General features: G+C 67.7%; 10 protein-coding genes. 1 reads left to right on the top strand and 9 read right to left on the bottom strand.

Annotation, left to right across the window (positions count from 1 at the left end; all coding sequences use genetic code 11):
* Positions 1 to 58: 58 nt before the first annotated feature.
* The 8 genes from xylB to C6P61_RS14055 all read right to left on the bottom strand — a co-directional run bounded on the left by xylB (position 59) and on the right by C6P61_RS14055 (position 8849).
* Complete coding sequence (xylB, locus tag C6P61_RS14090) at positions 59 to 1564, bottom strand: xylulokinase (protein ID WP_105730564.1); 1506 nt, start codon at positions 1562 to 1564, stop codon at positions 59 to 61.
* Positions 1565 to 1599: 35 nt separating this feature from the next.
* Positions 1600 to 2535, bottom strand: a complete 936-nt coding sequence (locus C6P61_RS14085) for a helix-turn-helix domain-containing protein (RefSeq protein ID WP_105730563.1) — start codon at positions 2533 to 2535, stop codon at positions 1600 to 1602.
* Complete coding sequence (gene dalD / locus C6P61_RS14080) at positions 2532 to 3935, bottom strand: D-arabinitol 4-dehydrogenase (RefSeq protein WP_211296984.1); 1404 nt, start codon at positions 3933 to 3935, stop codon at positions 2532 to 2534. The genes C6P61_RS14085 and dalD overlap by 4 nt, the downstream gene beginning before the upstream one ends.
* A 21-nt stretch (positions 3936 to 3956) precedes the next feature.
* Entirely contained in the window at positions 3957 to 4685 is a 729-nt protein-coding gene (locus C6P61_RS14075) for an SDR family oxidoreductase (protein WP_105730561.1), read from the bottom strand.
* 15 nt (positions 4686 to 4700) lie between these two features.
* Complete coding sequence (locus C6P61_RS14070) at positions 4701 to 5741, bottom strand: ABC transporter ATP-binding protein (RefSeq protein WP_105730560.1); 1041 nt, start codon at positions 5739 to 5741, stop codon at positions 4701 to 4703.
* Between the two features lie 44 nt (positions 5742 to 5785).
* Positions 5786 to 6616, bottom strand: a complete 831-nt coding sequence (locus C6P61_RS14065; protein ID WP_105730559.1) for a carbohydrate ABC transporter permease — start codon at positions 6614 to 6616, stop codon at positions 5786 to 5788.
* An 8-nt stretch (positions 6617 to 6624) separates the two neighbouring features.
* A complete protein-coding gene (locus C6P61_RS14060) occupies positions 6625 to 7485 on the bottom strand; it encodes a carbohydrate ABC transporter permease (protein ID WP_105730558.1) in 861 nt (286 codons plus the stop codon).
* 107 nt (positions 7486 to 7592) lie between these two features.
* Positions 7593 to 8849, bottom strand: coding sequence for an ABC transporter substrate-binding protein (locus tag C6P61_RS14055; protein WP_105730569.1), 1257 nt, complete (start codon positions 8847 to 8849; stop codon positions 7593 to 7595).
* 271 nt (positions 8850 to 9120) lie between these two features.
* Between C6P61_RS14055 and C6P61_RS14050 the strand changes: the two genes are divergently transcribed.
* Entirely contained in the window at positions 9121 to 10284 is a 1164-nt protein-coding gene (locus C6P61_RS14050; protein WP_105730557.1) for a YbfB/YjiJ family MFS transporter, read from the top strand.
* Here the strand turns inward: C6P61_RS14050 and C6P61_RS14045 are convergent.
* The gene (locus C6P61_RS14045) at positions 10265 to 11158 is read right to left on the bottom strand and encodes a dienelactone hydrolase family protein (RefSeq protein WP_105730556.1); all 894 of its coding nucleotides are present in this window, start codon (positions 11156 to 11158) and stop codon (positions 10265 to 10267) included. The genes C6P61_RS14050 and C6P61_RS14045 overlap by 20 nt on opposite strands.
* Between the last annotated feature and the right edge of the window lie 113 nt (positions 11159 to 11271).

The raw sequence follows: 11271 nt of genomic DNA, 5'->3' as shown, positions 1-11271 counted from the left end.
AGTGCGTCGAGCTGGTTCATGAGGTTCCGTAACAAGGTGGGACAGATGGGAGCTGGATTCAATCAGGCTGGCTGGGCGGCGCGTCATGCGATCCGGCCGCTGGGTGCAGGGCCGGATGCAAGGCCCGGTACAGCGCCTGGAAGCGCCGGTGGCGCTCGAGCAGGCGCTGCTGGGTGGCGGGATCGGGTTCGTAACGCTGTTCGATTGGCGGCTGCCGGCAGACCTCGTCGAGCCGGCCGCCCGCGCACAGCCAGCCCAGGCGCGCCGCGCCCAGGGCGCCGCCCAGCTCGCCGCCGGCATGGACATTGAGGCGCAGGCCCAGGACATGGGCCAGCAGCTGGGCCCACCAGGCGCTGCGCGCACCACCGCCGACCAGGGACAGCGCCTGTGGCGGCGCACTGCCCTGCCCCAGCGTCAGCAGGCCGTCGCGCAGGCCGAAACCCACGCCCTCGGCCACCGCATAGGCCAGGTCGGCGCGCTGGTGCTCATGGCTCAGGCCGGTCCAGCTGGCCTGGGCCTGCGGGTTGTTGTGCGGCGAGCGCTCGCCGCCCAGATAGGGCAGGAACAGCGGCGCGCGCTGCTGACGCGCCGGGTCGAGCGTGGCCGCATCAGCAATCAACGCGGCCTCGTCGGCATAGCCGAGCAGCCGAGTGGCCCAACTCAGGGCGGATGCCGCGCTCAGCATGACCGACATCTGGTGCCAGCGCCCGGGCAGCGCGTGGCAGAAGGCATGCACCGCCTGAGCCGGATTGGGCTCGAAATGGTCGCCGCTGACGAAGACCACGCCCGAGGTGCCGAGCGAGACGAAGCCCTGCCCCGGCTCGACCAGGCCCATGCCGATCGCGCTGGCGGCGTTGTCGCCAGCGCCGCCGGCCACCGGCAGGCCCTCGGGCAGGCCCCAGCGCCGGCACAGCTCGGGCTGAATGACGCCCGAGCGCGCGCTGCCCTCGACCAGGCGCGGCATCTGCGCGCGACTCAGTCCGGTGGCCTGCAGCAGGCGGTCCGACCAGTCGCGCTTGGCCGTGTCGAGCCAGAGCGTGCCGGCGGCGTCCGACATCTCGCTGACCGCCTCGCCGGTCAGCTGCAGGCGCAGCCAGTCCTTGGGCAACAGCACCAGGGCCACGCGCTCGAAGAGGGCGGGTTCATGCTCGCGCACCCAGAGCAGCTTCGGGGCCGTGAAGCCCGGCATCGCCAGGTTGCCGCTGATCACGGCCAGCTCGGGCACGGCCTGGCTCAGCGCCTCGCACTGGGCGGCGCTGCGGCCGTCGTTCCACAGGATCGCGGGGCGCAGCACCGCCTGCTCGGCGTCGAGCAGCACGGCACCATGCATCTGGCCCGACAGACCGACGCCCTCGAGCCGGGCCAGCGCCGCGGGCTGCTCGCGCTGCAGCTGGTCCATCACGGTTTCGAGCGCCTGCCACCAGGCCACGGGCGACTGCTCCGACCACAGCGGCTTGGGGCGCTGCACCGTCAGCGGCGCGCGTGCGGTTGCCAGCACGCGGTGCTGACGGTCGAGCAGCAGGGCTTTGAGCTCGGAAGTGCCCAGATCCAGTCCGAGAAACATGGTGTTTGCCGTATCAGTATGAAGTGAGAGAAGACTCAGGCCGCACCGCGAAAGCGCGTCATGGCCTGGCGGCGGAACTCGGAGGGCGTCAGGCCCTTGAGCTCCAGGAAGCGGCGGTTGAAGTTGGCCACATTGTTGAAGCCGACCTCGTAGCAGATGCCCGTGATCTGCTGGTCGGTCTCCATCAGCAGCTGGCAGGCGCGGTTGATGCGGACCCGATTGACGAAATCGGTGAAGGTGTTGCCGGTGGTCTTGCGAAAGAAGCGGCTGAACTGGCTTTCGCTCATGCTGAGCTCGCCAGCGAGCGTCGCGGCCGACAGCGGCTCGGCCATGCGCTCCATGATGCGGTTGAGCACGGCCTCGACCCGGTCGAGCGAGTCGTCGTCCTCGTCGCTTTGCAGCTGCACGCTCGACAGCAGCCGGTAGTCGGTGCAGGCGGCGAGCTCGGACAGGAAGCTGCAGAAGGCGCCAAAGCGCTTGAGTCCGCTGCCGCGCTTGATCTGCTGCCAGTGCTGCTGGGCGCGCTCGGACAGGCCGAAGAACTCGATGCCGTGGCGGGCGCGCTCGAGCATCGGCAGCACCTCGGCCAGCTCGGGGATGTCCTGGCTGGCGCGCAGCAGCGGCTCGTGCGGGAACTGGATCACCAGGTCGCGCAGCGGCACGCCGCCCTCGGGCAGGTCGGTCGTGACCCAGTTGTGCGGCAACCGGGGCCCGGTCAGCACCACCTGGCCGGGCTGGAACTGGCCGATCCAGTCGCCGACGAAGGTCTTGCCCGAGGTTGCCGTGATGATGTGCAGCTCGTACTCGTCGTGGTAATGCCAGCGCGCCAGCGGCGTCGGGTAACCGTGCGAGAGACAGCGGATCAGGCCGACCTCCTCGGGCGGCTCGTAGCCGAGCGCGGGCAGACGGGCGAAGTCGTGCTCGAGCTCGGGCTTGAGCTGGCGCGGCAGCTGGCGCGTCCTGACGCTCATGACACCGGATGCTCGGCGACGAAGCGCTCGACCCGGGCGCTGGCCTGGCGCAGCGCATCGACCAGCCGGGCGTCGGCGGCCAGGTCGCCCCACAGCACCGTATCGGCACAGAAGGCCGCCACCGGATCGGCCGCAGAGCAGATCGCGTGCGCGGCCGCCGGGTCCATCGCCTGGTCCTGGTAGGTGTAGGGAATCCGGCCCTGATGCCAGCGCTGCAGATAGGCCAGGAACAGCGCAGGCAGCATCGCCACGCTCGCGATGCCCTCGCCCCGCGCCAGCCGCTCGCGGAGGGTCGGCGCGATGAAGCCGGGAATCTTGCTGAAGCCGTCCATCGCCACGCGCTGGTTGGTGTCCTGGATCGCCGGGTTGGCAAAGCGGTCCAGCACCACGTCGCGGTACTGCGGCAGATCGATCGGACAGGGATGCTCGGGCGTGTCGAGCACCGGAATGGTGTCGTCGGTCACATAGTCGTAGGCCAGACGGCGGATCGCCGGGTCCTGCGTGCCCTCGTGGATGTAGCGGTAGCCGACCAGGGTGCCGGCCCAGGCGATGCAGGAATGGGTTGCGTTGAGCAGGCGGATCTTGGCCTCCTCGTAGGCGTCGACCGAGTCGACCATCTCGACTCCGACCCGCTCCCAGGCCGGGCGACCGGCAATGAAGCGGTCCTCGATCACCCACTGGATGAAGCTCTCGCCCATCAGCGCGGCCGGGTCGTCGCTGCCGGTCGCGGCCAGCACGCGCTCGCGCACGTCGGGCGTCGGGCGCGGCGTGATGCGGTCGACCATCGCGTTCGGGCTGCTGGTGTGGGCCTCGACCCAGGCCAGCAGCGCGGCGTCGCCGATCAGGCCGATGAACTGCAGCAGGCCGGCGCGCGAGCGCTCGCCGTTGTGGCGCAGGTTGTCGCAGTTGAGCAAGGTCACCGGGCCGGCGCCGCTGGCCATGCGCGCGCGCAGGATCGCCGTCAGTGCGCCGTAGATCGTGGCGCCGGGGCGACCGGCGCGCGCCGCGTCGAGGTCGGCGCGCAGATCGGCAAAGGCCTCGAGGTCGAGCCGGTTCTGCGCGTCGAGGTAGTAGCCAGCCTCGGTCACGGTAAACGAGATGATCTTCGTCTCGGCGCTCGCGCCCTGCTCGATCAGGCCGGCCAGATCCGGCTGGTAGGGAATGACCTGGCGGATCGAGCCGATGCGCTGGTAGCGGTGCTCGCCGGCCGGCGAGATGGTCTCGAGCGTGTAGGCGCCGTCCTGCTGGATCAGCGCGGCGATCGTCTCGGCCATGTCGGGCCGGATATTGCCGCCAGCCAGCGCCCAGGAGGTGTCGCCGCTGCGGATCAGGGCATCGAGGTAGACCGCCTGGTGGGCACGATGGAACGATCCCAGGCCCAGGTGCAACATCACATTCATGTTCTGACTCGCGTGTAAGGGTTAGAGATCGAACTGGGTCGGCAGCATGACCACGTCGCGGATCGTCATGCCGCGCGGGCGCGTCAGCATGAACAGCACCACCTCGGCCACCTCGGCGGCTTCGAGCAGGCTGCCCGACTCGCGGGCCTCGCGCAGCTTCTCGGCCGGCCAGTCTGCCAGCAGGCCGGTGACGACCGGTCCGGGCGAGATCGAGCCGACGCGCAGCCCGTGCTTGAACACCTGGCGCCGCGTGGTCTGCACGAAGCAGTCGATGGCCCATTTCGAGGCGGCATAGACCGGCTCCCAGGGGGTCGGGTAATGCGCGGCGAGCGAACTCGTGACGATGATGTCGCCGCTGCGCCGTTCGATCATGTGTGGCAGCACGGCGCGCACGTTCTTCATCACCACGTTGATGTTGAGGTTCAGCATGCGGTCGATCGCGTCCGGGTCGGCATCGACCAGGTCGCCGCCAAGATAGCTGCCGGCATTGGCATGCAGGATGTCGAGCCGGCCGGCCAGCTCCAGCACGCCGGGCAGCAGGCTGGCGCATTGGCGCGCATCGAGCAGGTCGATCACCAGCGGCAGCGCGGCCGGGCCGAGCCGCTCGCACAGCGCGGCGAGCGCACGCTGGTCGCGGTCGACCAGCACCACCTGGGCGCCAGCGGCCAGCATGGCCTCAGCGCTGGCCAGTCCGATGCCGGAGGCGGCACCGGTGACGACGGCCACCTGGCCTTGGAGTTTCTGTGTCATGGAATGGGTGCTCCTTCAGTCGCGTGCGTTGACGACCCGGCCTTGCGGGTCAAACCAGTGCGCCTGCTCGAGCGCGATCGACACGCCGACCGCATCGCCCGCGTGCAGCGGGCTGCGGGTGCTCTGGCGCGCCACCAGTTGCGCGCCGCCCGGCGTGCTGACGTAGATCAGGGTTTCGGCGCCGAGCGCCTCGACCAGCTCGACCGATCCATCGACCAGGCCCTGGCCGGCCGGCTGCAGCGTCACGCTCTCGGGACGCAGTCCGATCGAGCCACCGACGGCGCCCGCTGGCGCCTGCTGGCGCACGGTCGCGGGCATCTGGGCCAGGGTCGAGACGTTCATCTGCGGCGTGCCGATGAACTGGGCCACGAACTGGTTCGCCGGGCGGTCGTAGAGTTCGAGCGGACTGCCGACCTGCTCGATCTGGCCGTCGCGCAGCACCACCACGCGGTCGGCCAGCGTCATGGCCTCGACCTGGTCGTGGGTGACGTAGATGGTGGTGGCGCCGAGCTCGCGGTGCAGCTTGGCGATCTCGACCCGGGTCTGGCCGCGCAGCGCAGCGTCGAGGTTGGACAGCGGCTCGTCGAACAGGAACACCTTGGGCGCGCGCACGATGGCACGGCCGATCGCCACCCGCTGGCGCTGGCCGCCCGAGAGCTCCTTGGGCGTGCGCTGCAAATAGGGCGTCAGGTTCAGGATCTGCGCGGCGCGCTCGACCTTTTCCTTGATCACGGCCAGCGGCGCCTTGGCCAGCTTGAGCGCGAAGCTCATGTTCTCGAACACGCTCATGTGCGGGTAGAGCGCATAGCTCTGGAACACCATCGCCAGGTCGCGCTTGCTCGACGGCAGCTGGGTGATGTCGCGGCCCTCGAGCGAGAGCTTGCCGCCGTCGATCGCTTCGAGACCGGCGATCAGGCGCAGCAGCGTCGACTTGCCGCAACCCGACGGGCCGACGAAGACGACGAACTCGCCCTTCTCGATTTGCAGATCGATGCCCTTGATGGCGCGGTGCTCGCCGAAATACTTTTCTATGCCTTGCAGCTGGAGGAATGACACGGAAATCTCCTGTTGTACTTATGTATTGGGGTGGCGCGGCGCGTTCACTTGACCGCGCCGAAGGTCAGGCCCTGGACCAGCTGCTTCTGGCTGAACCAGCCGAAGACGACGATCGGGGCGATGGCCATCAGCGAAGCGGCCGACAGCTTGGCCCAGAACAGGCCCTCGGGGCTGGAATAGCTCGCGATCAGCGTGGCCAGCGTGCCGCCATTGGCGGCCGTCAGGTTCAGGCTCCAGAACGCCTCGTTCCAGCTCAGCACCAGGCACAGCAGGCCGGTCGAGGCCAGTCCGCCCATGCCCAGCGGCAGCAGCACCAGGCGCAGCTCCTGCCACAGCGTGGCGCCGTCCATGCGGGCGGCCTCCAGGATCTCGTGCGGGATGTCCTTGAAGTGCGAGTACAGCATCCAGACCATGATCGGCAGGTTCGACAGCGTGAAGACGATGATCAGCGCCAGCTGGGTGTCGAGCAGGCCGCTGGTCTGCGCCAGCACATAGATCGGCACCAGTGCGCCGACGGCCGGCATCATCTTGGTCGAGAGCATCCACATCAGGATGTCTTTGGTGTGCTTGCTCTTGAAGAAGGCCATCGAGTAGGCCGCCGGCGCAGCGATCGCCAGCCCGAGCAGGGTCGACAGCACGCTGGTGACGACCGAGTTCTTGGCGTAGAGCAGGTAGTCGCTGCGCTCCTGGACCTCGTGGAAGTTGGCCAGCGTGGGCTCGAACAGGAACAGCGGCGGCACCGAGATCGCCTGCAGCTCGGTCTTGAACGCGGTCAGGAACAGCCAGCCGAGCGGGAAGAACAGCAGCAGCGTGACCGCCCAGGCCGCCAGCGTGCGGACCACCAGGGCCGGGGAAACATGGGAATGACGTGACATGGCGGTTCTCACTTGTCCAGGTTCTTGCCGACCAGGCGGATCATGAAGATGGCGGCGATATTGGCCAGCAGCACGGCAAACAGCGCGCCGGCCGAAGCCACGCCAGCGTCGAAGTTCAGCAGCGCCTGCTTGAAGATCAGGAACGCCACGTTGGTGCTGGCGTCGCCCGGTCCGCCACCGGTGGTGGTGTAGATCTCGGCGAAGATGCTGAGCAGGAAGATCAGCTCGATCATCACGACCACGGCCATCGAGCGGCCCAGGTGTGGCAGATAGAGGTAGCGCAGCTGCTGCAGGTAGTTGGCGCCGTCCATGCGCGAGGCCTCGAGCTGCTCGCGGTTCATGCTCTGCAGCGCGGTCATGAAGATCAGCGCGGCAAACGGCAGCCATTGCCAGGACACCATGATGATGACCGACAGCAGCGGCCAGTCGGTCAGCCAGTCGACCGGGGTGGCACCGAAGAAGATCCAGACCTGGGCCAGCACGCCGTAGATCGGGTTCATCATCATGTGCTTCCACAGCAGCGCATTGACCGTGGGCATGACGAAGAAGGGCGAGATCAGCAGCACGCGCACCAGGCCGCGGCCGGGGAAAGGCTCGTCGATCAGCAGCGCCAGCGCAATGCCCAGCACCACCGTGATCAGGATCACGCTGCCCAGCAGCAGCACGGTATTGAGCACCGAGGGCCAGAAACTGGGGTCGGTGACAAAGAAGATGTAGTTCTCCAGCCCGATGAAGCCGCTCTGGTCGGGTTGCATCAGGTTGTAGCGGATGACGGAGAAGTAGATCGTCATCACCAGCGGCACGATCATCCAGAGGAAGAGCGTGGCGATGGCCGGCGTCATCAGGACGCGGGGCAGGAATCGGTTCATAAGCACTGGGAATAAGGGGGTGACATCCTGCCCGCTGGGCCGGACGCCACCCGTTCACCACAAAGGACCATCGGCGGCCAAGGGGCCCGCGCGGGCCCCGGCCGGACTTACTTGTAGTAGCCGGCCTTGCGCATTTCGCGGTCAGCGGCGATCTGTCCGGCCTTGAGGGCCGCGTCCACCGTGGTCTTGCCGGCCAGGGCTGCGCTCATGTGCTGGCCCACCGACACGCCAATGGCCTGGAACTCGGGGATGGCGGCAAACTGCACGCCGACATAGGGCGACTTGGGCAGGGTGCTGTCGTTCGGATTGGCGCTGTCGATCGCAACCTTCTCGGCAGCGGCGAACTTGGCGGCCTTCTGGAACTCCGGATTGGCGTAGGTCGACTTGCGGGTGCCGGTCGGCACGGCGGCCCAGCCATTGGTCTTGGCGACCAGCTGGATGTAGTCCTTCGAAGTGGCCCAGTTGACGAACTTCTGGGCCGCATCGACCTTCTTGGTGCCCGAGGGAATGGCCAGCGACCAGGCCCAGAGCCAGTTGGCGCCCTTGGGCGTGACCATGGTCGGCGCCTGCGCGAACGCGACCTTGTCGGCCACCTTGGACTGCTTGGGGTCGCTGATGAAGGAGGCCGCGATCGTCGCGTCGATCCACATGCCGCACTTGCCCTCGTTGTACAGCGCCAGGATCTCGTTGAAGCTGTTGGCCGAGGAGCCGGGCGGGCCGTAGCTCTTGAGCAGGTCGACGTAGAAGTTGATCGCGTCCTTCCAGGGCTTGCTCTCGAGCTGCGGCTTCCAGTTCATGTCGAACCACTGGCCGCCATGGGTGTTGACCAGGGTCGACAGGAAGGCCATGTTGTCGCCCCAGCCCGGCTTGCCGCGCAGGCAGATGCCGTAGACGCCGTTCTTCGGGTCGTGGATCTTGGAAGCCAGGTCCTTGATATCGGTCCAGGTCGGACGGTCAGCCACCTTGACGCCGACCTTGTCGGCCAGGTCCTTGCGGTACATCAGCATCGAGCTCTCGCCGTAGAACGGCACGGCAAACATCTTGCCGTCCACGCTCAGGCCGTTGCGCATGGCGGGCAGCAGGTCGTCGGCGTCATAGGCGACGTCGGTCTTGATCTCCTGCAGCCAGCCTTTCTTGCCCCAGATCGGGGTTTCGTACATGCCGATGGTCATGACGTCGAACTGGCCGCCCTTGGTCGCGATGTCGGTCGTGACGCGCTGGCGCAGCGTGCCCTCCTCGAGCGTGACCCACTTGAGCTTGATGTCGGGGTTGGCCTGCTCGAAATGCTTGCCGAGCTTTTGCATCTCGATCATGTGGCCGTTGTTCACGGTCGCGATCACGAGCTCGGTGGCGGCCTGTGCCATGCCGGTGGCCAGCAGGGAAGCCGCGACGACGGCGGAAAGCTTGAATTTCACGGATGTCTCCTTCAGTTCGTTTGTACTGTTACGACCGTTGCCAGCCGTGGCGCCTATTTTGCGCAAGGCTGTTGCACTGACAGGTATCCGAAAAGTTGCTTTCAATACTCTATTGCAATATTTCCCTGGTGTTTTCCCTAGGAATCGCTTGAAAGTTTAGGCCGGACCAGCACCCGAACCGGGTAAGCTCAGTGGAAGAATTACCAGGAGACAATTGCCGATGGGACAGCAAAGCGCGCGCCTGCGGGTACTGACAGCCGGCATCTTCAGCCTGATCCTGACGCTGGGGGTGGCGCGCTTCGCCTACACCCTGCTGCTGCCGCCGATGCAGGCGCAAGCCGGCCTCGGGGTCGGCGCCGCCGGCGCGCTGGCCGCGATCAACTACGCCGGCTACCTGAGCGGCGCTCTGCTGGCGATGCTGATCAGCGACCTGCGGCTCAAGGACCGGATCTACCGGATCGGCCTGCTGGTGGCGGTCGCGAGCACCGCCCTGATGGGCCTGAGCCAGGAGCCCTGGGTCTGGGCGCTGTCGCGCTACCTGGGCGGGCTCAGCAGCGCGGCCGGCATGCTGCTGGGCGCCGGGCTGGTGCTGAACTGGCTGATGCGCCACGGCCACCGCGGCGAGCTCGGCATCCACTACAGCGGCATCGGGCTGGGCATCGTCGCCTGCTCGGCCCTGGTCGCCGTCATGGGCAGCTGGCTCGACTGGCGCGGGCAATGGCTGGCGCTGGCGGCCTTCGGCGGCCTGCTGGCCGTTCCGGCGCTGGCCTGGCTGCCACGGCCCGAACCGGTGCCGACCGGCGCCGGTCCGGCATCGATGCAGGACCAGCCGCCGACGCCGCGCTTCCTGCGCCTGCTGATGGCGGCCTACTTCTGCGCCGGCATGGGCTATGTGGTCAGCGCAACCTTCATCGTCGCGATCGTCGAACACCTGCCCGGACTGGCGGGTCAGGGCAAATGGGCCTTCCTGGCGATCGGGCTGGCCGCGGCACCGGCGAGCATCGTCTGGGACCTGGTCGCGCGCCGCGTCGGCGACCTCAACGCCCTGATCATGGCCGCGCTGCTGCAGATCGCCGGCATGCTGCTGCCGGTGCTGCTGGGCGGACTGGCAGCGACCCTGGTCGGCGCCTGGCTGTTCGGCGCCACCTTCATCGGCATCGTCAGCCTGGTGCTGACCATGGCAGGGCGCTACTACCCGGGCCGCCCGGCCAAGATGATGGGACGCATGACGCTGGCCTACGGCAGCGCGCAGATCGTCGGACCGGCCGTGACCGGCTGGCTGGCAGGCCGCTTCGGCAGCTACGAGGCCGGGCTTTACCTGGCCGCCGCGGTCATGGCGCTCGGCACGCTGCTGCTGCTGGCACTCAAACGCCGTGGTCCTTGAGCCAGTCGCGCGTCAGCTTCCAGGCGTAAGTAGCAGCGGTCTTGTCGTAGGTCGGACGGTAGTCGGCATTGAAGCCGTGGTTGACGTTCGGGAACACGACGATCTCGGAGCCGCTGCCGGACTTGGCGATCTCGCCGCGCATGCGGGCCACCACCTCGGGCTTGATGAAGGCGTCGATGCCGGAATACAGGCCCAGCACCGGCACCTTGATCTCGGCACCGAAGTCGACCGGGTCGAGCGGCTTGATCGGTGACTTCATGCCATCGAGCAGGCCGTAGTAGGCCACGGCGGCCTTGAGGCGCGGGTTGTGCCGGGCGTAGATCCAGGCCGTGCGGCCGCCCCAGCAGTAGCCGACCAGGCCCACCCGGCTGGTGTCGGCGTGGCCGCTGGCCTGCGCAAAGGCCACCGCGGCGTCCAGGTCGGCGCAGACCTGGGCATCGGGCACCTTGGACACGACCTCGGACAGGATGGCGCCAATGTCGCTCATCTTCGAGACATCGCCCTGGCGCGCGAACAGCTCGGGCGCAATCGCGTAGTAGCCCAGCTTGGCAAAGCGGCGGCACATGTCCTTGATGTGCTCGTGCACGCCAAAGATTTCCTGCACCACCAGGATCACCGGATGCTGGCCGGCCTGCGCCGGACGCGCGACATAGGCCGGGATCTGGCCATCGGCCACCGCCAGCTTGAGCTCGGCCACCACCAGGCCCTGGCTGTCGGTGCTGATGGCTTGCGCCAGCACCGGCTGCGACGCCAGCGCAAAGCCGCTGGCGAGCGAACCCATCACGAAGCCGCGGCGTGAAAAGCCCGAGCTGGTACCAGCGGCTTGGGGATTGCGAAAGTCGATGGCCTGGCGGCCGTAATCCATCAGTTTCATCCAGGGGCTCCGATCAAGGGGTTATGGCTGGGCCTGCGGCAGGCGTTGCACCAGGTCCTGATTGGCAGTTTACTGGCGACGCAAAGCCCTGCGCCGTCAACGGCGTTGCACAG

The sequence above is a fragment of the Malikia spinosa genome (genome assembly GCF_002980625.1).
Lineage (GTDB): Bacteria > Pseudomonadota > Gammaproteobacteria > Burkholderiales > Burkholderiaceae_C > Malikia > Malikia spinosa.
This window is presented reverse-complemented; position numbering and strand designations above follow the sequence as displayed.

Excerpts from the sequence above, each read along its gene's own strand:
- xylB (WP_105730564.1), bottom strand. The coding sequence starts at position 1,564 with ATGTTTCTCGGACTGGATCTGGGCACTTCCGAGCTCAAAGCCCTGCTG.
- C6P61_RS14085 (WP_105730563.1), bottom strand. The coding sequence starts at position 2,535 with ATGAGCGTCAGGACGCGCCAGCTGCCGCGCCAGCTCAAGCCCGAGCTC.
- dalD (WP_211296984.1), bottom strand. The coding sequence starts at position 3,935 with ATGAATGTGATGTTGCACCTGGGCCTGGGATCGTTCCATCGTGCCCAC.
- C6P61_RS14075 (WP_105730561.1), bottom strand. The coding sequence starts at position 4,685 with ATGACACAGAAACTCCAAGGCCAGGTGGCCGTCGTCACCGGTGCCGCC.
- C6P61_RS14065 (WP_105730559.1), bottom strand. The coding sequence starts at position 6,616 with ATGTCACGTCATTCCCATGTTTCCCCGGCCCTGGTGGTCCGCACGCTG.
- C6P61_RS14060 (WP_105730558.1), bottom strand. The coding sequence starts at position 7,485 with ATGAACCGATTCCTGCCCCGCGTCCTGATGACGCCGGCCATCGCCACG.
- C6P61_RS14055 (WP_105730569.1), bottom strand. The coding sequence starts at position 8,849 with ATGGCACAGGCCGCCACCGAGCTCGTGATCGCGACCGTGAACAACGGC.
- C6P61_RS14050 (WP_105730557.1), top strand. The coding sequence starts at position 9,121 with ATGGGACAGCAAAGCGCGCGCCTGCGGGTACTGACAGCCGGCATCTTC.
- C6P61_RS14045 (WP_105730556.1), bottom strand. The coding sequence starts at position 11,158 with ATGAAACTGATGGATTACGGCCGCCAGGCCATCGACTTTCGCAATCCC.